The 18,779-nt window shown below is 55.5% G+C and carries 16 protein-coding genes; 7 read left to right on the top strand and 9 right to left on the bottom strand.

Features of this window, described 5'->3' with window-relative positions; all coding sequences use genetic code 11:
- Positions 1-937: 937 nt before the first annotated feature.
- From RHM59_RS11565 to RHM59_RS11580, 4 genes are read right to left on the bottom strand one after another with little or no spacing between them, the layout of a single operon-like run.
- Positions 938-1,798 carry an HlyD family secretion protein gene (locus tag RHM59_RS11565; protein WP_322286590.1) on the bottom strand — a complete coding sequence of 287 codons (861 nt, stop codon included), beginning with the start codon at positions 1,796-1,798 and terminating at the stop codon, positions 938-940.
- A 55-nt stretch (positions 1,799-1,853) separates the two neighbouring features.
- Positions 1,854-2,054 (bottom strand): DUF1656 domain-containing protein, encoded by a 201-nt coding sequence (locus RHM59_RS11570; protein WP_322167815.1) that lies wholly within the window; start codon positions 2,052-2,054, stop codon positions 1,854-1,856.
- Positions 2,044-4,221, bottom strand: a complete 2,178-nt coding sequence (locus RHM59_RS11575; protein ID WP_322167814.1) for an FUSC family protein — start codon at positions 4,219-4,221, stop codon at positions 2,044-2,046. The genes RHM59_RS11570 and RHM59_RS11575 overlap by 11 nt, the downstream gene beginning before the upstream one ends.
- Before the next feature lie 55 nt (positions 4,222-4,276).
- Complete coding sequence (locus RHM59_RS11580) at positions 4,277-5,788, bottom strand: efflux transporter outer membrane subunit (protein WP_322286591.1); 1,512 nt, start codon at positions 5,786-5,788, stop codon at positions 4,277-4,279.
- A gap of 185 nt (positions 5,789-5,973) precedes the next feature.
- On the opposite strand from RHM59_RS11580, the gene RHM59_RS11585 reads away from it, so the two are divergent.
- Both RHM59_RS11585 and RHM59_RS11590 read left to right on the top strand, forming a co-directional pair.
- A complete protein-coding gene (locus RHM59_RS11585) occupies positions 5,974-6,921 on the top strand; it encodes a LysR family transcriptional regulator (RefSeq protein ID WP_322167812.1) in 948 nt (315 codons plus the stop codon).
- 33 nt (positions 6,922-6,954) lie between these two features.
- The gene (locus RHM59_RS11590) at positions 6,955-7,929 is read left to right on the top strand and encodes a D-glycerate dehydrogenase (protein WP_322286592.1); all 975 of its coding nucleotides are present in this window, start codon (positions 6,955-6,957) and stop codon (positions 7,927-7,929) included.
- A gap of 189 nt (positions 7,930-8,118) precedes the next feature.
- On the opposite strand, the gene RHM59_RS11595 is transcribed toward RHM59_RS11590, so the two are convergent.
- Positions 8,119-9,018, bottom strand: a complete 900-nt coding sequence (locus RHM59_RS11595; RefSeq protein ID WP_322286593.1) for a DMT family transporter — start codon at positions 9,016-9,018, stop codon at positions 8,119-8,121.
- Between the two features lie 134 nt (positions 9,019-9,152).
- On the opposite strand from RHM59_RS11595, the gene RHM59_RS11600 reads away from it, so the two are divergent.
- Complete coding sequence (locus RHM59_RS11600) at positions 9,153-10,025, top strand: AraC family transcriptional regulator (protein ID WP_322286594.1); 873 nt, start codon at positions 9,153-9,155, stop codon at positions 10,023-10,025.
- Positions 10,026-10,031: 6 nt separating this feature from the next.
- Here the strand turns inward: RHM59_RS11600 and RHM59_RS11605 are convergent, their stop codons facing one another.
- On the bottom strand, positions 10,032-10,616 hold the full coding sequence (locus tag RHM59_RS11605; protein ID WP_322167808.1) for a hypothetical protein: 585 nt from the start codon (positions 10,614-10,616) through the stop codon (positions 10,032-10,034).
- Between the two features lie 316 nt (positions 10,617-10,932).
- On the opposite strand from RHM59_RS11605, the gene RHM59_RS11610 reads away from it, so the two are divergent.
- Positions 10,933-11,349 carry an HPF/RaiA family ribosome-associated protein gene (locus tag RHM59_RS11610; protein ID WP_322167807.1) on the top strand — a complete coding sequence of 139 codons (417 nt, stop codon included), beginning with the start codon at positions 10,933-10,935 and terminating at the stop codon, positions 11,347-11,349.
- Positions 11,350-11,533: 184 nt separating this feature from the next.
- Complete coding sequence (locus tag RHM59_RS11615; RefSeq protein WP_322167806.1) at positions 11,534-11,860, top strand: DUF3509 domain-containing protein; 327 nt, start codon at positions 11,534-11,536, stop codon at positions 11,858-11,860.
- A gap of 6 nt (positions 11,861-11,866) precedes the next feature.
- On the opposite strand, the gene RHM59_RS11620 is transcribed toward RHM59_RS11615, so the two are convergent.
- Positions 11,867-12,355, bottom strand: coding sequence for a phosphate-starvation-inducible protein PsiE (locus RHM59_RS11620; RefSeq protein WP_322167805.1), 489 nt, complete (start codon positions 12,353-12,355; stop codon positions 11,867-11,869).
- Positions 12,356-12,634: 279 nt separating this feature from the next.
- Between RHM59_RS11620 and RHM59_RS11625 the strand changes: the two genes are divergently transcribed.
- Positions 12,635-12,898, top strand: a complete 264-nt coding sequence (locus RHM59_RS11625) for a YebG family protein (RefSeq protein WP_322167804.1) — start codon at positions 12,635-12,637, stop codon at positions 12,896-12,898.
- 134 nt (positions 12,899-13,032) lie between these two features.
- Here RHM59_RS11625 and RHM59_RS11630 read toward each other — a convergent pair whose 3' ends face one another.
- Positions 13,033-14,058 carry a Glu/Leu/Phe/Val dehydrogenase family protein gene (locus RHM59_RS11630; protein ID WP_322167803.1) on the bottom strand — a complete coding sequence of 342 codons (1,026 nt, stop codon included), beginning with the start codon at positions 14,056-14,058 and terminating at the stop codon, positions 13,033-13,035.
- Positions 14,059-14,284: 226 nt separating this feature from the next.
- Between RHM59_RS11630 and RHM59_RS11635 the strand changes: the two genes are divergently transcribed.
- A complete protein-coding gene (locus RHM59_RS11635) occupies positions 14,285-15,088 on the top strand; it encodes a SirB1 family protein (protein WP_322167802.1) in 804 nt (267 codons plus the stop codon).
- 7 nt (positions 15,089-15,095) lie between these two features.
- Here RHM59_RS11635 and RHM59_RS11640 read toward each other — a convergent pair whose 3' ends face one another.
- On the bottom strand, positions 15,096-18,647 hold the full coding sequence (locus tag RHM59_RS11640; protein ID WP_322286595.1) for a dermonecrotic toxin domain-containing protein: 3,552 nt from the start codon (positions 18,645-18,647) through the stop codon (positions 15,096-15,098).
- Between the last annotated feature and the right edge of the window lie 132 nt (positions 18,648-18,779).

Raw genomic sequence — 18,779 nt, forward strand, 5'->3', positions numbered from 1 at the left:
CGAAGGCTGCGAAAGCCGGAACGGCTTTGCGATGTCATTGATTGAATCTGTGGGAGCAGGCTTGCCTGCGAAGAGGCCCATCATCACGCCGCTGATTACCTGGGTCACCTGCGTTGCCGCTTTCGTTGGCGAGCCAACTCCCACAGGATTTCGGCAGCCCTACAAAATCATCTGTGTATCAATAATTTTACTGTCGCCCGGTAAACCCAGGACCCGGAGGAGCTGCCGAAGGCTGCGAAAGCCGGAACGGCTTTGCGATGTCATTGATTGAGCTGTGGGAGCAGGCTTGCCTGCGAAGAGGCCCATCATCACGCCGCTGATTTCACCCGGAAAACCTGGGTCACCTGCGTTGACGCTTTCGTTGGCGAGCCAACTCCCACAGGATTTCGGCAGCCCTACAGAATCATCTGTGTATCAATAATTTCACTGTCGCCCGGTAAACACAGGACCCGTAGGTGCTGCTGAAGGCTGCGGAAGCCGGGACCGCTTTGCGATGTCATTGATTGAATCTGTGGGAGCAGGCTTGCCTGCGAAGAGGCCCATCATCACGCCGCTGATTACCTGGGTCACCTGCGTTGCCGCTTTCGTTGGCGAGCCAACTCCCACAGGATTTCGGCAGCCCTACAAAATCATCTGTGTATCAATAATTTCACTGTCGCCCGGTAAACCCAGGACCCGGAGGAGCTGCCGAAGGCTGCGAAAGCCGGAACGGCTTTGCGATGTCATTGATTGAGCTGTGGGAGCAGGCTTGCCTGCGAAGAGGCCCATCATCACGCCGCTGATTACCTGGGTCACCTGCGTTGCCGCTTTCGTTGGCGAGCCAACTCCCACAGGATTTCGGCAGCTTGAGAACGGTAGGCCCTGAACTTCATCGCAGCCTTCGGCAACGCCCCAAAATCATCTGTGTATCAAAAAGTTATGCATTGTGTGAGGAGCTTCAGTTAACCCCTGGATTCACGATCACGGTGCAGGTGCTGCCCGCCGCTAACATCACGCCGTCCGGTACGCTGTCCAGGTGGATTCGCACCGGCACGCGTTGCGCCAGGCGGACCCAGTTGAAGGTCGGGTTGACGTCGGCGATCAGTTCGCGGCTTTCAGGGTTATCGCGGTCGTAAATTGCGCGGGCAATGCTTTCGACGTGGCCTTTTAGCAACTGACCGCTCATTAACTGCATGTCAGCCGGGTCGCCGACGCGGATGTGCGGTAACTTCGTTTCTTCGAAAAAGCCGTAGACATAAAACGAGTTCATGTCGACAACGGCCATTTTCGCTTCGCCAATGCGCGCGTAATCACCGCGATACACATTGAGGTTGGTGACGTAGCCGTCAACCGGCGCCAATACCTTGGTGCGTTGCAGGTTGAGTTCTGCCGCGTCGAGTTGCGCTTGGGCCAACTGATAATCGGCTTGAGCAGAGGCGGCGATATTGCTGGAGTCGTCGCGACTCTCGCGGGAAATCACCAGGCTGTCCATGTCCGCGCGGCGACTGGCGTTGAGTTTTCGCATCTCCCACGTGGCTTTGCGGGAGGCCACGTTCGCCTGCGCTTCTTTGACTGCAAGCTGGTAATGATCGGGGTCGATTTGCATCAACAGATCCCCCTTCTTCACCTGCTGGTTATCACGCACCGCCACGTTGACCACGGTCCCGGTCACGTCGGCCGCCACGTTGATCACATCGGCACGCACGCGACCATCGCGGGTCCAAGGTGTGTTCATGTAGTTAACCCACAGGCTATGACCGATCCAGATGGCCAAGGCCAGGACCAGTAACGTGGCGGTCAGACTGAAGAGCTTTTTCATCCTGGATCTCAAAGAAAGGGCGGAGGCAAAAAAGGGTGTTTCAAACAGCGGTACTTCAACCGTAAACCGACAGCCCCAGGGCGCCGAAGATGCAAGCAAACATGCTTAAGCGCAACAACGCCGGGTGCCAGAAAAAACGGTACAAATCAAACGCCGACAGAATTCTGTCCAGCACCCAGGCCAGCACCGTCGCGACCAAAAACATCACGGTCACGGTCGGCATGTAGAGGCCGTGGAACGCTATTTCACGAGGCATGTGGAAGTCCTTGCGGCTCACGGTTGACCGCGAAGGCCGCCAGCGGTGATTGCGGGTCGAGCAACGAAGTACGGATGAAGTGCAAATAACTTTCGACCCTGCGTAACGCGGAGGTTTCGAAGTGCGGGGCGAAGGGTTCGTCGGTTAGCTGCACGCAGACGATAGCGTGATTGACCGCGCTCAAGCTGCGTTCAAGATTGTTCCGGCCAGGCTGAACGAATAATCGTACTAGCGAACGGCCCATAAGCCGGATCGCGTGGCGCCAGGGCTGGTATTCGGCATAACAGGTAAAATCCGGCAGCACCTCTTGTTCACGGCGCAACTCGATAATCGCGTGACCCACTTCCAGCACCACGAACATCCAGCGCAATAATCCACGCTGCACCTGCGGTTGTCCGGCAGCCAGACCATACGCCTGATGCAGCAGATCGCGGGTACGACTTTCGAAACCCGTGCCCAAGCCGCGCAGCGGTGCGCTGATGGCAAACAGCACTTGCCGACGCAGATGAAGCTCCAGCCGACGCCACAACCAACGGCTGTTGGGCGGCAGGATAATTGCGCCGGCAGCGGCACAGACCAACATGCCGATGACCATCGCGATGTAATCATTGACGTACAAATAAGGGTCAAACAGGGTCATGTTGCTGGGTATCGATTCGATGCTGAAAAATATTAGCAACCCAAGCCCGATACCGGCCCACTGTGGTCGTGAGGCGAGAAAGGCACCGACGACGAATACCGGAGACAACACCACGCAGAGCAATGGAAAGCCGTCGATGTAGGGAAAAACAAAGAAGGTTTCAATGAAGCCGAAAACCGCTGCCATCAACGTGCCGCAGGCCATTTGGAACGCCATGCGCTTGGGGTTCGGCGTGGTGGCAGACAACGCGACCGTTGCCGCCGACACCAGGATCATGGTCATCCCGCTCGGCCAAGCCGTGGCTAACCAATACGCACTGAGCGCGCCAACGATGAACGTGGCACGAATGCCCGATGCGGCGGAGGACAGCCAACTGGTGGTGGACTTGAATGACTCATTCCACTGTTCGCGAACATGGTGGTGATCGGCCAGTGATGCGTGGGTTTGCGCGTAGTTGTGCAGGTCATTGACGAAGCGGTACAGCAGCTCAAACGCAGTGTGAAAATCCAACAAGTCCGCAGCGCTCGGACGGCCCATCACCAAGATCTCACGCAGGCTGCGCACCTGATCCGGCAGGCTGACTTTGTAGGCCGCCAATTTGCGTTCGAGTGAGGCGGCATCAGGAATGGTTAATGCGCGTCCGGCGAAACCGTCGAGCAATTCGGCCAATGTTGCAAGACCTGGTTCGATGGCGGACTCCACTTGGGTCAAGCCCCGTGAGCGTAACCGCTCGAGCAATTGATGCAGGGCGTTGAAGCGGGTGGTAATGGCCATGAATTCGCTGTTCAGACGATTCAATCGGCCGTTGCGACGACGCATGTGCGGGTCTTCAAACACCGTGACGCTGCGCAGACCTTCCAACCCGACGGCTTCGGTGATGAAGCGAACGTTGCTTGCTTCGAAGGCTGTCCGCTCGCTGAGGCCACGTATGCCATCAGCGGCAAATCGGGCAAATACGCCGAAACGTTGATAGAGCGCGTTACGCATGGCGGCGCTGGTGCTTTGCGGCAGAATCGCGGCGCTGACGATTGTCGAGCAGACAATCCCGAGACAAATTTCCAGCACCCGCCAAACCGCCGCCAAGAAGGCACCTTCCGGGTGCGCCAACGCGGGCAAGCCGATCATCGCTGCGGTGTAACCAGCGAGGACAAAACTGTAGGCCCGCAGGTTTCGATAACGCGCGGCGCCCGCCGAGCAAAAACCGACCCACAACGCCAGGCTACCGAGGAACAGCTCGCTGTTTTGGGCGAACAAGGACATTAACAGCACCATCATGGCCGAGCCGGCCAGGGTGCCAATAATCCGATAAAAGCTTTTAGCGAACACATGCCCGCTTTGCAGCTGCATGACGATGAACACGGTGATCATCGACGTGCGCGGTTGCGGCAACTCCAGCCGAAGCGCGATCCAATAGGTCACAAAGGCCGCGAACAGCACTTTGAAGATGTAAATCCAAGTCACGCCATCGCTGCGCGCCCATGCAAAAAACTCGCGACGCCATTCAAGAGAACGGAAGAAGCTGATCATGAACGCAGCCAACCCTGTGGGAGCGAATTCATTCGCGAAACGGCACCGAAATTTTTCAATGGTCAAACGCCGCAAGTGCAGCCGGGACCTTCGACGGCAGGGTCTTCTCTTCTTTAGGCGAATCGGAACCCGCTGACAAACCGCCGCCCAAGGCCACCACCAACTCCGCATGTGCTGTCAGGCGTGCCGCCTGGACCTGTTGTTGAATCTGTTGTTGGCGGAACAACAATGTCTGCGCGTTTAGCACGCTCAAGTAATCCGTCAGCCCACGGGTGTAAGCAACCTTCGCTATGTCGTAGGTCTTTTGCGCTGCGGCCACGGACTCAGCCGCAAACGCTTGCTGCTTGGCCATCGACTCACGGCGAATCAATTGGTCTGAAATTTCTTTCAACGCGGTAACCAACGTCTGGTTGTACTGCGCCACAGCAATGTCATAACCGGCAGAGGCTTCGCCCAATTCCGAGCGCAAACGGCCGCCGTCGAAGATCGGTAAGGTAATGGCCGGTCCGACGCTGTAGTTGAATTTGTTACCCGCCAGGAATGACAACATCCCACCTCCGGTTGCAACGAAACCGAGGCTGCTGGCCAAATCAACGTTGGGATAGAAACCAGCGTGCGCAACGTCAATGCCACGCGCTTGAGCCGCAACCCGCCAGCGGCTGGCCACCACGTCGGGACGCTGGCCGAGTAAGGCCACGGGCAGTGATGAAGGCAGTTTCAACGCAGTTTGCAACGACAGTGTCGGGCGTTTCAGGCGTGCACCCTCCCCCGGTCCTTTACCCGCCAGCGCGGCGAGTTGATTACCGCTCAGTGCAATGGCCTCGTCCAGGGAGTCAATCTGACGATGGGTTTCGGGCAACGGGGTTTGGGCCTCACTGATTTCGAAATGAGTACCGAGCCCGCCGTTAAAGCGTCTCTGCGCCAGTTGCAGGATTTGTTCTTGCTGGGCCAACGTTGCTTCAACGATGTCGCGCTGTGCGTAATTCAGCGACAACTGGATATAGGCGCGGATGATATCGTTTTGCAGCTCAAGTTGAGCCAAACGCGCTTCGGCAGCACTCATGTGGGCCAAATCCAACGCACGCTCGGTGGTATTACTTTCCTGACCCCAGAGGTCAAGGGAATAGCTCAGACCCATCGACGCATTGTTGTCCCAAGTGCTGGTATTCGCCAGCTGACCTGGACCGTAGAATTGGTCGGTTGGCCAGTTATGTCGTTTGAGGGTCGAATCGCCATTAATGTGCAACGATTCTGCGGACTCGGCGACACCCGCCAAGGCCTTGGCCTGACGCACACGCGCTGCGGCCATTGCCAGGCTTGGGCTACCTTTGGCGGCCAGTTCGATCCAGCTATTAAGCTGCTCGTCTCCGTAGGCGCGCCACCATTGCGAAGCAGGCCAGTGCGCCTCTTTGGCGGCATTCTGGATTGCTTCGTCAGTTGCTAATTCGTTGGCTGGAAGGGAATGCTCCTGAGGGCCAATGCCCCCGGTTCCGATACAGCCGCCGATAGTCAGCGAAAGAGCGATAACAAATAGGGGTTTGAGCCCTCTGGACATGCGACGCGGCACTGCTGCAAATTCCCGACTTAGGTGTGATGCGGATGATAGGCATCGATTCTAGAGGGCGGTCAACGAGACGATAAGACGGGCGAAGTGCGATTCTTTGTTACCAAACGGGTGATAATCGACGGGCTTGGCTCACATTCATCCGTTACTTCATGTCACAATTTGTCGATCTCATCAGAGAACTGCCAATGGATACCCTGCAAAACATGCGTGCTTTCAGCTGTGTGGCGCAAGCAGGCAGTTTTACTGCCGCCGCAATACAGCTAGACACAACCACCGCGAACGTATCGCGTGCAGTCTCGAACCTCGAAGCTCACCTGCAAACCCGCCTACTGAACCGCACCACGCGGCGTATTGCCCTGACGGAAGCGGGCAAGCGTTACCTGTTGCGCTGCGAACAGATTCTCGGCTACGTCGAAGAAGCTGAAGCAGAAGCCAGTGACGCCCACGCGCGTCCGTCCGGTCAATTGAAGGTGCACTCGATGACCGGCGTCGGCCAACACTACGTAATCGATGCTATCGCCCGTTATCGCAAGCATCATCCGGACGTGAGCTTCGACCTGACCATGGGCAACCGAGTCCCGGACCTGCTTGAAGAGGGTTACGACGTCTCCATCGTATTAGCCACCGAGCTGGCGGATTCGGGTTTCGTGTCCCAACGCCTGGGTATCACCTACAGCATTGTTTGTGCCTCACCGGCCTACGTCAAAGCCTTCGGTTCGGCGCAAAAACCCCAAGACTTGCTTAACCACGCGTGTCTGCGGTTGGTGAGTCCGGTGTTTCCGCTGGAGAAATGGGTGTTTGATGGCCCCGAAGGCCAAGAGATGGTCACCATTGCCACCTCGCCGTTTCTGGTCAACTCGGCCGACGCCATGAAAGCGGCAATCAGCAGTGGCATGGGGATTGGCATTCTGCCGATTTATTCAGCCATCGAGGGGCTGCTTAACGGCACACTGGTTAGGGTGCTGACCAGCTACCGCTCGCAAGAACTGAATCTTTACGCCATCTACCCATCGCGCCAATACCTTGATGCAAAAATAAGAACCTGGGTCGAATACCTGCGCGGGTCGCTGCCGGAAATTATGGCTGCCCACGAGGCCGATTTGAAAACCCATGATTTGATGAACATCGTCTGACACCTCCACTCAACCGCCCGAGAGTATCGCCCGATGAGAAAGACTGTCCTTGCGTTCAGCCGCGTACCCCCCGAAATGGCCGAGCGCCTGCAGCAAGATTTCAACGTGATCGTACCCGACCCGAAATTGGGCGATATGAATGAACAATTCGACGCCGCGCTGCCCCATGCCCACGGCATGATTGGCGCCGGGCGCAAGCTGGGCCGCGAGCAGTTGCAGAGCGCCAGCAAGTTGGAAGTGGTGTCGAGCATCTCGGTGGGTTACGACAACTACGAGCTGGGCTACTTCAACGAGCGCGGCATCATGCTGACCAACACCCCGGACGTGCTGACTGAAAGCACCGCTGACTTGGCCTTCGCGCTGTTAATGAGCAGCGCTCGCCGCGTCGCTGAACTGGATGCCTGGACCAAGGCCGGCCACTGGAAACGCTCGATCGAAGCCGGGCATTTCGGCACCGACGTGCACGGCAAAACCTTAGGCATCGTTGGCATGGGCAACATCGGAGCGTCTATTGCCCGACGTGGCCACTTCGGTTTCAACATGCCAATTCTGTACAGCGGCAACAGCCATAAGCCAGCGCTGGAACAGCAGATGGGGGCGCAGTTTCGCAGCCTTGATCAACTGCTTGCGGAGTCGGATTTCGTCTGCCTCGTTGTACCGTTGAGCGAAAAAACCAAACACCTTATTGGCACACGCGAACTGGCGCTGATGAAGCCAAGCGCGATCCTGATCAACATCTCCCGCGGCCCGGTGGTTGATGAACCGGCGCTGATCGAAGCGTTGCAAAACAACACGATTCGCGGTGCTGGCCTGGACGTGTATGAAAAAGAACCACTGGCAGAATCACCGCTGTTCCAACTGAGCAACGCTGTAACCCTGCCGCACATTGGCTCGGCCACCCACGAGACGCGCCAGGCCATGGCTGACCGTGCGTATCAGAATCTGCGCAGCGCATTGCTCGGTGAGAAACCGCAGGACCTGGTGAACCCGCAGGTGTGGAAAGGCTGATTTCTCCCTAGACCGTGCCCGTTGAAGGGAGAGATCAATGCGCATGGCGTGGCGCGAATCCTGTGGGACCGAATTCATTCGGGAAGACAACACCTCGGTTTCGCCGCTAAATCGCGCTGCTTGCTTCGCCAACACGTGGTTCCTACAGACATAACCCCTCTGTAGATACCAACTTGTTGGCGAGGCGGTCTATGCCAGCGTTCCCGTCACCACCGTCACCGGTTTTGGCTTACGAAACACCAACACATTCCCCAGCATCACCAATACCAGCCCCATTAGCGCGGGCAGCGTCCATTGGTAGCCTTCGGCAAAAGCCGAGATATTCAGCGCCACCACCGGGAACAGTACCGTGCAATACGCTGCACGTTCCGGCCCCATGCGTCCGACCAGGGTCAGGTAGGCGGTAAAGCCAATCACTGAACCGGCGATCACCAAGTACACCAACGACCCGATGTAACGGGTATTCCATTCGAAACTGAACGGCGTGCCGCTCACTACGCAATACACCGCCAACATCCCCGCGCCGTAGAGCATGCCCCACGCGTTAGTGGTCAGCGGCCTCAAACCGGCTTTCTGCTGCAGGCTGGATAGCATGTTCCCGGCTGAGAAACACAGCGTACCGAGCAACGCCAAACCCAGACCGATCAAGGTTTCATGGCTGGCGGTATGCCCGGACAACTCAGGCCAAAACATGCACGCCAGACCGATCAACCCCAAGCCACCACCAGCCAATACGTTACTCGCGACTTTCTGGCGGAAAAAGAGCCGAGCGTTCAGCGCATTCCAAAGCGTCGAGGTGGAAAACACAACGGCGATCAAGCCGCTGGGGATCCATTGGCTGGCGGTGTAGAAACACATGAAGTTCACGCAGAACAGGCAGAGCCCCTGCGCCAGACAAAGCAGTTGGCCGCGCCGATTGACCTTCTGCAGCCGACCGCTGAGCAGCAGTATCACGAACAGCACCAAGGCCGCGAAGCCAAAGCGATAGACGATCGACACCGGAATCGCCACATCGCCCAACTGCCATTTGAGGGCAATCCAGGTGGTGCCCCAGATCAGTACGGTAAGCAGGTACAAAGAGAGGTTCATCGGTGGGCTCCTTAATTGAGCTCCAGTCTGAGGTTTCGTCTCAGGGCCGACTTGCACAAACTTGCGCTTTTGATCGTTTGGAGAATGGCAGTACGCAAGCGACTTGGTACGATGCGGACTACAGAGGATTCGTTATGCCGCCACTGGAAACCATCCAGGTTTTTCAAGCCCTGAACAGCTCGCCCAATGCTCGCCTCGAACAAAGCGCGGGCTTGGGTGACGGGATGGTCGCAGCCCTGTGGAGCAACCACCACGACGCACAGGAATACCAGGCGCCGAGCCACCATACGTTGTCGTGTTACATCACAGGTGGCACCGGTACCTATCGTCGCGACCGTCCAAATGAGAAAGGCAGCCCAGGAAAGCTGTGCGTACTGCCAGCGGGACATGAGTCGGCCTGGGTCATCAACGGCGAAATTCGCCTCGCGCATGTGTACGTCAGCCCTGAACAATTCGCCCTGGGCTGCGTCACTCTGCTCGACCGTGAGCCCCGTGAACTGCAATTGCGCGAAGGCACGTTTATCGACGATGCCGAGCAAGCTCAACGTTTTCGCCGCATGATCCAGCTGGATTGGAGCGAACCTGGTGAACGCCTGCTGACCAGCAGCCTCGCCCACGAAATGCTCAGCCACGCCCTGCTCAGCCAAGTCGGCCAACGCCACGGCCTCCGCCTCAAAGGCGGCCTCGCCCCGCATCTACGCCGACACCTCGTGGATTACATCGAACATCGTCTGGCAGATCCGATAAGCCTGGGCGAACTTGCAGCACTATGTGCATTGTCCGAATACCACTTTGCCCGGATGTTTCGCGAAAGTTTTGGCTTACCGCCGCATCAGTACCTGTTGGCGCGCCGCATGAACCACGCACAGCAACTACTGCGTACGGGTCAACAGCCGTTGGGAAGTATCGCCATGGCCTGTGGGTTTGCCAGTGCGAGTCATTTCAATAATCGGTTTAGGCAAACAATGGGGGCGACGCCGGGGGAGTATCGGTTGGCGTTTTTGTAGGCTGTTTTACTGCTGCTTGAGCGCTATGGTTTGCAGAACATTTAGCGCCATCTCCTTGTCACCCCTCACACTGATCAAATACGTAGAATCATTCGCGAAAAGCAAAATTCGGTGCTCTGGATCGGTTGGTGTAGCTTCTTGAAAAATGGCTTGAACGCCAGAGCCCACGGTGAAACTCGTCAGTCGCGCACGGCAGTCGAGCTGCATGTCAGAGCGCATAGCTCTGACCAGTGCCTGATCTGCTTCATTGAGACTCTCCACACTATAAAGCCCGTATAGATAACGATCTAAATCAGCGCTTGAGAGCTTTTTCGTCGTGAATTGAGACAGAGCGGCTGCAACACTGTCATTGGGTATAAGTTGATAACTTACGTATTTTTTTTCTGGGTAGGCAGCCATTATTCCGTCGAACGCTACCAGCGCAATAGGCGCTCCAGGCAGGTTGAATTGGTAAGGACCGATAATCACAACCAACCCGTCACTCTGTTCAAACGGCAACTCACCGAAAGACAATTTTCTCTGTTCGCAGTTGTCTGCCCAAACAGAGAACGAGGCCAAAGAGATAAGCAGCGTGATCAGATATTTGTTCATACATATTTCCGTCCAGTGGAGTACAGATAATTTGCTTCGAAAATCCGGCGCTGCCAATCAGGGAATTCCGCTGAAAACGTAGGAAACGTCCCATTCTCTGTCTTGACCTGCTTTACCAGCGTCGCATCGTCGGGCGCAGCCTTGTCAAAATCCCTGCCACCTTTGCCTTTTCCGCCACAAAATATATTTGCTATCAAGGGGTTGAATTGTTTCCTCATCGGGGCCAACACTGAGGGTGAGAGGCGAGTGGTTATTCCTCGAACCCGAGGCAGGCTGATCGTTCTCATGTGAGTAAGCCTTAAGTAAGGAAAAAACTATGCAAATCCAGGTCAATAGCGATAACCATATTGAAAACAGCATCCGACTGGAGGAGTGGGTCCGTACCACCGTTGAAAGCACGCTCGAACGCTACGAAGAAGATCTAACGCGCGTTGAGGTTCATATCCGCGACGAGAATGGCGAAAAGCCTGGCCCGCATGATATTCGCTGCCAGATGGAAGCCCGGCCAAAAGGTCACCAACCGATTTCGGTTACCCACAAAGCCGACACACTGGATCAGGCAGTGGAAGGCGCGGCAGAGAAACTCAATCACGCCCTTGAACACTTGTTCGGCAAACTGCGCGACAAACGCGCGCCGGTAACAGACGCGGAGATAGACGCGGATTCTGAAAATCCGGATGCCATGCTTCAGGAAGAGTTTTTGGAAAAAGAAGAGGACGCCCTGCACGGTTAATCCGCAGCGCGCAATTGACGACCATCACCATGGAAACAATCTGAAAAGGACGGCGCTGTGAAAACAGCGCTGTCTTTTTTTATGGCGCATACCGAGGCGCCATCATCGCCATTAGTCTTACGTCGCGAACTTAAACCACCGACAGCCGGTCAACTTAAATAGACTTCTCGACCAGGCGCAGGCTATGGATAACCCTTTTCAACTGATCACTGATGTTTTTCAGCCTGATTACCGAGTCAATCTGAGCATTCAGGGGCTCGATGGCGGCATCATGCTGACCTTATCCAACGAGACGGGCATCGTCGCCAAGCGCTGGATCAGTGCCGAGCAACGCAATGAGCCCAAGCGACTGCGCAGGCTCATCCAAAGCGTGCAATTTGGCATCGCCATCGAACAAGGCCACAGCGCCGTGGCCATTCTGGCGGCAATGACCGACAGCGATCAATTGGATAAACCCGCTCCTCGTAAGAATTGGTTGAGTAACCAGCCGCAACTATCGGCCGGTTTCTAACGCGAATTACAATTCGCCTTTCTCCTCGGTCAGCGCGCCCTTGGCTTTGCTGTCCGGGTCAGGAACCTTACCCGACGGGAATTGCGACGACGCGTAGCGCACCACCAAAATCGCGAATGCCAGTAGCAAAATCGCACCAGAAAGATAAACCACGCCGAGGTCCGGTGGGTTGTGGTGCGATACGTCCGAGATCAGTAAGCGGGTCAACGCGGTGATGGCGACGTAAATCAGAAACCGCACCGGCATGTGGTTGGTTTTGAAATAAATCCCGACCATGGCACCCAACTCCAGGTAGATGAACAGCAACAGAATGTCATCGACCGTAATGTGACCCTTCTCCAGCATGTCCAGAAATGCCATCACTGCTGCCCAAGCCGTTACCGCGCCAATAGCGAACAGCGCCAGGTAATGGAACGTCTCGACGCACAAGTTCCCCAGTGACTCGGCCAGCCCGTGAACGTGTTGGCGCAGAGACTCAGCCCAGTTGATTTTCACAATGTACTTCCTTGAATAATTCAAGCGGATGATGCCGTGCCGATGTGACGATTTACCGTCGCATTGGCGTTTATGGGTGCTTCTATTAGCAGAACAGGTGCCAGAGTCTAGGGTTGAGAGCGTGGTGGATTGTCGCAAGACACATCGAAACGCTGCACTATGAGTAATCTAAGCAAAAATGCCACTATCCAAAACAGATCGTTTGGCTTATGCTTTTACCTGTATAAAAATACAGTAGTCGTTAAAGACTGATTATCGTGAAGGCATGTGAGGTGCTGAATGGCCGTCGAAGTGGTATACCGCAGCAGCCGAGATTTGGAGCGTTTGTTCATGGATAAAGCCGAAGCTGATCGTCATGACAAAATGCTCGAACTGGCAGAATTGCTTGCCGAGGTGTTGCAACGAGCGGTGCCGTCGTTGACGGAAGCTCAAGTGGAAGAAGCGGGTATTTACATGGCGAAAAATCGCGATGTCTTCGCCAAAGCGTTCAAAAGTCAGCCGGACGCCTTGTCCGAATTGCTGAGTGCACCGCTGGAAGAATAAGCGCCACTACACACTCTGTAGGGCCAACGTGTTGGCGAGGCGGCTAGTTAGGAACGGCGCTTGTGCCGCTTCGCCAACACGTTGGCTCCTACAGGGATCTGTGCGAAGGCGTCGGCAGATTCAGCCGCTGAACGTCAGTACCCTTTATTCAGCAGTCGTTCTGCCAAGTCGTTCGCGACACGCGCAGGCGAGCGTTTTTCCGCTTGGGCGTGAGCAAATACTTCAGTCAATCGAGTGCCAATTCGCGACAAGTGCGCGGTGATGGTGTTCGGCGTCTCCCCTTGATGCTGCAGCGCCACGTAGATCAGGCCTCCGGAGTTGATCACGTAGTCAGGCGCATACAGAATGCCTCGTCCTTCCAGCTGATCGCCGACCTGCAAATCAGTCAGTTGATTATTCGCCGCGCCGGCCACGGCGGCACAGCGCAGTTGCGCGACGCTTTTGCTCGTCAGGATGCCGCCCAGCCCGCAGGGAGCAAAAATATCGCAGGGCGTGCTGAGCAAGGCGTCGCACGCAATCGGGTGGGCACCGAATTGCTCCATGGCCAATTGCACCTTGCCGCTGTCCAGATCACTGACCAACAAGTCGGCACCCGCCGCATGCAGTTGCTCGGCCAAGGCAAAACCGACATGCCCTAGCCCCTGCACCGCCACACGTAACCCTTCGAGATTGTCGCTGCCCAGCCTCGCCACTGCGGTGGCACGAATACCAGCAAATACGCCCATCGCGGCGTGCAATGAGGGATCCCCCGCCTCGGTGGTGCTGGTGACATGTTGGGTGTGTTGTGCGATGCAATCCATGTCAGCGCTGGACGTGCCACTGTCGACTGCCGTGATATAGCGTCCATCCAGGGTTTCGATAAACCGCCCGAAGGACTCGAACAACGCCGCGCGATTGGGAACGTGCGCCGGGCGCATGATCACCGCCTTGCCTCCTCCATAAGGCAGCCCGGCAAGTACCGCTTTGTAGCTCATGATGTGCGCGAGGCGAATGGCATCCTGAATGGCGCTCTGTTCGTCGGAGTAATCAAGGTAGCGGCAACCGCCCAAGGCGGGACCGTTCTGGCTGTTGTGGATTGCGATCAATGCTTTGAGGCCGGTCTCAGGATCGACGATAAAGTGCAGCGTCTCCACATGTGAGCTTTGCATGAGAGCGAACATTGGCGGTGCTCCCGAGTTTTTTCTAAGGCGAGTATAGGCGCTGGGAAAAAAAACGCTGGGCCATCAGGATCCGTTGAACAAACACAGACCGGCGTAACGGTCACTCTTGGATGCGCTTTGAAAACGGCACTGGACGAAATCTGTCGTTGGGGCTAAAACGGAAGCTCCAGAGCCCGATAACCAGCTCGTCGCAAGAGCCATGGTGTCTGATCCAACGGAGAGGTTGATGACCCCACGTCAAGCCTGCCTTGCCAGCCTGCAACGCACACCGCCTTGTGTCATGGAGGCGGCGTTGTGGGTGTCAGCCGAACACGATCCGCAGTTTTCCCCAGCGCAAGGGTTCGAGACCGTCGAGGATCTAAAACGTCAAATCAGTGCTGCGTTGCCGATGCTACCGGCAGGCGAGCTTGCCCAGCCAATGCTACGCCGGCTGAACACCTTGGGGTTTCAGCAGGACGACTGGAGCCAACCAAAACCTCAGGCCGCACTGGTACACAACATCTTGCAGCGTCGGCGTGGGCAACCGTTAGGCTTGGCGATAATCGCTTTAGAGGTGGCCAGGCGATTGGAGATTCCGCTGGAGGGGGTTAATTTTCCGGGTCATTTTCTGTTGCGGGTGCCGGGGGCCGACCATCTCTTGGATCCCTGTGGCGGACGTCGGCTTTATCCGAAAGATTGCCGTGAATTGCTGGTGCGCCAGTTTGGCCCAGACATGCCGCTCAAATCCGAGCACATGCTGCGTGCAACTGACATGGCGATGGTGCAACGCCTGTCGCGTAATCTCCGGCACCTGCACCAAATGAACGATGAGTTTCTGGCTTCGCTCAAGGACGCAGACCGGGTGTTGGAATTGGGCCAAGCGACCACCAACGATCACCTGGCCCGCGCGAGCTTGTATCAATCCCTTGAATGCCCCCAGGCCGAGCGATTCGACCTGGAGCATGCGTTGCTATTGAGTGACGACCCGATTCAACGGCTGCGTTTGACCGAGCGGCTGAGTCATCTACCGCACCATAGGGCTTATCACTGAGGGTTAATCAATTTAGCCGTGTATACGACGTAAGGACTGGAGTCGTATCTATAGATCCAATAGTGAAGTGCTGGACCAAAAAAGGCTTTGTCTTTACCCATGCCCAATTAGCGATGAGCCGTCCCACGGTGGGTGAACCCACCGTGATGGATCGGATACCGTCTGCTCCCGACACGACGCCAATGGCAGCACCCACGAATAAAGGAAACGCGGTTGCTCGGTCGCCGTCCAGATAGGCGATTAAGCCACGCTGGAAACTGATGCCCGAATGCAATAACCCCCAAGCCACCGACGCGCCGGGGAAAGGAAGCAGTAAAATCGTGCCGGTCCATTTCACTGCGATGTAGGTGTACTGACCGATTCGCTCATCGGTACTTTCCGTCTGATCGTCAATATCCTGGATCATGCGTTGGATCATGTCGTCATACAGTCGCTCCAGTGTCTTGATCTGGTCAGCGGGATTAAATTCAAACTTGAATGACATGCCAGCAACCGGAGGTGTGTTTTTAAGACTGGCGAAGTAAGCGTTTATAACCGGCTGATGCTTGTACCGAACCCGGTCGTAATAGTAGTCGGCCATGCCGGGGGCCAGTGCCGATGAAATGAGTTCTGCATTTGTTCTGAACAGCAGGCCATCCGGGGCGTTAGGCGTGTAAAGCAATTCAAAATCCGGGTCCGCGTTATTGGAATTTTTAAACAGATACACACCCTCGACTAACCGCCCTTCCAGGTACCAGGCATTGACCGAACTGTTTTCAATCAACGCAGCATTCTTTGGTTCGTCCGCTAAACCAGAGGCCCCCAAACTGACGACCAGATGAACCAACCACTGATACTGCGTCTGCGTCAGTCGGCCACGCAAGTATTCCGACATGATCGCGTGCCGCAGCTCACAGTGCTGGCGTACGGCATACAGGGCACGACGACGTTTATAGTATTGATGTTTTTTATCGAGATATTCCACCTCAAGCATCTTCATGTAGCGCTCGCCAAGCGACAACACACGCAAGGTGCGATCAATGACTTCGGTCGGGAGCCCGGATAAGTCCTGGCCAATGGAGGAGTACAGGACCGCGTCCTGATGAAACTTATAGTTTCCCGAGTAACCGTCCATCGCAAGACGAGTGAGGGTTGGAAAAGGCGAGTCTGGCCCTAAGTTGGGCAATTCGAGACGCGGCTTGCCGTGCACATCCACATACACCGTATCGGGGTCAATACGCTCATTCACGCCGTTCTGCCGCAACCAGTTATTGATGACTCGTTTGATTTCATCATGGGCAATTTGCTGAAACGAACGCAGCTTCGTTATTGCCAGAAACGCTTTGTTGATCTCTGTTATCCGAGACTCCAACACCACCATTGACCGTCGATGCGCATAGGTGCCCTGTTTGGAATCGGCGGGCGTAATGACGTCGTTGTCAGCCACATGAACGTCAACTTTATGATTAACCAATTCAAGAAGATTAGCCTCGTAGTTCTTGCCCTTGCCTGGCATAAATCGAACGCTCAGCGGCTGCCATTTACTGGGTAAATGCGTGATGGACGAGATGAACACCGAAGTCTCGGCCCGGCTCAAGAGCGGAACCTGATCCACCAGGTATTGAGCGCCGGCTGCAGTTTTCGTCCACCCGCCTATTTCAAAGGACAGCGAGCGCCAAGAGGAGAATTCGAACATGTCTCGACCACCCGGGGCGCCGGGGGCATAAAGAACATAATGTTCGTCAGCATCCCTCACCTCATGAAATACGATCAAGTCCTTTAAGCGCACGCTGCTGCCATTCAACGTGACGTGACCGATGCTCAGTAGATAGCCGGGTTTAACGTTATCTGAGCTTAAGGTGCGTATCAGTTCCTCACTTCGGTCAAGAAGGTGCCCTTGAAGTTTCGCGGCCCAGGCACTTAGCGTAATGGCGCTGTCTCGAACATGAAGCAAGGCGCGCTGCATTTCTGGTTGCTGGTATAGCGCCCTGACGGCCTGACCAAAGTTGATCCGAACATCCAGCTCAGCCACCAGTTTGTCGGCAAAATCATAGGTCCATGCCGGGTGTTCACTGCGCGCAGGGACCTCTACCGAAGGTCGAAGCCGAACGTCAGTAAACGGCAATCCTTCCATCACGAATTCGAGCAACGATTTTTTATAGACCGTTTTAAACGTTCCTGCCTGGGTGGGAAACTCATCGGGTAGCGTGATGAAGATCTGCTGCGGGTCAACTGAGTACCCCAGATGTTGACGAACGTATTGGTCGATAGCCCATACGCTATAGGACTTTAACGAACCCAATGTCCCCAGCAGTTGATCAGCGGCTTGCTCATATTCGTGATGCTGGGTTTCAAATACTTGGTAAGAATCTTTCTTCCAATCGTCTGCATCTTTCAGCCAGTCCGGGAATCGCTTTTGTCGGGCGTCGGCGCAGTGTTCTTCAAAACGGTGCCACAGCGCATGATCGCAATAGTCCAGGCATTGGATTTTTTTTACCTGCGCCAAGAACGCTGGCATCTCTTCTTTCGTTCGTTGAGCCAACGTAAGCACGTGATTGAAGTCCGCGCTCTGTTTATCCCGAATACCTTGTGTATGAGCAATCAACAACGGGTCATCGAGCCTGTTATAACAGGGCGTCATACCTGCTATTGCAGCGGCGTTGTCGTCTAATCCGTCGCGATCAGCGAGTAGCAGGTTCTGCAATAGAAACGCTTGCTCATCGGGATTGGCTAATAGCTGCACCACCGATTCATTCAATTGCGCGAGTGAGTCGAATACCTCAAGACCCCTGGCTGGCGTGTAAAGAAAAGCAGCGCCAACCTCTTGATCGGGGGTTAACACATCAACCTTTTCTACCAACTGGGTCGCTACGAATACTGAATGCAACGCGACGGATGTTCCCTCTGGCAGCGTCAGAGAAAGCGAATAGACACCCGCCGTGGAGGCGCCAGTAACTATAGCGTTGAGTCTGCCACTGGCGTCGAGGTCCAGCGTCTTAAGCCTGTTGTTTAGCGCGGCTTCGTGCGTTAACAAACGGCCTCGCAGGTCGGTAAGGGTCACATGGCGCGCGCGCGGCTGATGGTTGTTTTCAGACGGGTGTGCAGCGATGTCAATGTCCGAAGTCCAAAATTCGACAAGGCTGGTTGTATATGCCGTCGGCAGAACCTGAACTAACTCATTGAATAGTTGTAAGGCGTCTTCAACCGTAAAAGACGCTATAAGGTGCGCGTCGCGAACCGAATCGTGGTGTACATACACAGCGACATCGTGTTTCTCAAACGTCGAGGTGCCGTGAATCAGCGCGTGCAACAAACCATCCGTTAGCGACATTGAACGCGCTATCGAACCCTTCGACCCTCGGGTGTTGAGAAACAAAATATCGGGATTGGGATACTCAACAAGGCCTTGTAACCGGGAACTCAGCAAGCCATGTGCAACGTCTCGCAACGATGGCGCCGTGACCGTTAGGTGTGCGCACAGTGCAGAAGCTTCAGCGATGGAACCCAAGTGTTTCGCTGCCTTGAAAGAGGCCTCGGTTTGAATATTACTCAGACGCGGTACTGCGGAAAAATCATTCACCAAAACAGCTCCATAGTTAGCGCGCTACGCCCATATGGCATCCAGCCAATAGGGATGAAACGTGTAGCGCTGGAAAGAGCGCTATTAAAACGCGGCCCCGCTCTGAGCGTTGCGGTAACTATTGCAATTGCG

The sequence above is a fragment of the Pseudomonas sp. MH10 genome (assembly GCF_034353045.1).
Lineage (GTDB): Bacteria > Pseudomonadota > Gammaproteobacteria > Pseudomonadales > Pseudomonadaceae > Aquipseudomonas.

What these genes read in the sequence shown, in the direction of transcription:
- RHM59_RS11575 (WP_322167814.1), bottom strand. Translation starts at nt 4,221, where the DNA reads ATGATCAGCTTCTTCCGTTCTCTTGAATGGCGTCGCGAGTTTTTTGCA.
- RHM59_RS11615 (WP_322167806.1), top strand. Translation starts at nt 11,534, where the DNA reads ATGGATAACCCTTTTCAACTGATCACTGATGTTTTTCAGCCTGATTAC.
- RHM59_RS11590 (WP_322286592.1), top strand. Translation starts at nt 6,955, where the DNA reads ATGAGAAAGACTGTCCTTGCGTTCAGCCGCGTACCCCCCGAAATGGCC.
- RHM59_RS11585 (WP_322167812.1), top strand. Translation starts at nt 5,974, where the DNA reads ATGGATACCCTGCAAAACATGCGTGCTTTCAGCTGTGTGGCGCAAGCA.
- RHM59_RS11610 (WP_322167807.1), top strand. Translation starts at nt 10,933, where the DNA reads ATGCAAATCCAGGTCAATAGCGATAACCATATTGAAAACAGCATCCGA.
- RHM59_RS11625 (WP_322167804.1), top strand. Translation starts at nt 12,635, where the DNA reads ATGGCCGTCGAAGTGGTATACCGCAGCAGCCGAGATTTGGAGCGTTTG.
- RHM59_RS11565 (WP_322286590.1), bottom strand. Translation starts at nt 1,798, where the DNA reads ATGAAAAAGCTCTTCAGTCTGACCGCCACGTTACTGGTCCTGGCCTTG.
- RHM59_RS11570 (WP_322167815.1), bottom strand. Translation starts at nt 2,054, where the DNA reads ATGCCTCGTGAAATAGCGTTCCACGGCCTCTACATGCCGACCGTGACC.
- RHM59_RS11600 (WP_322286594.1), top strand. Translation starts at nt 9,153, where the DNA reads ATGCCGCCACTGGAAACCATCCAGGTTTTTCAAGCCCTGAACAGCTCG.
- RHM59_RS11630 (WP_322167803.1), bottom strand. Translation starts at nt 14,058, where the DNA reads ATGTTCGCTCTCATGCAAAGCTCACATGTGGAGACGCTGCACTTTATC.
- RHM59_RS11605 (WP_322167808.1), bottom strand. Translation starts at nt 10,616, where the DNA reads ATGAACAAATATCTGATCACGCTGCTTATCTCTTTGGCCTCGTTCTCT.
- RHM59_RS11595 (WP_322286593.1), bottom strand. Translation starts at nt 9,018, where the DNA reads ATGAACCTCTCTTTGTACCTGCTTACCGTACTGATCTGGGGCACCACC.
- RHM59_RS11635 (WP_322167802.1), top strand. Translation starts at nt 14,285, where the DNA reads ATGACCCCACGTCAAGCCTGCCTTGCCAGCCTGCAACGCACACCGCCT.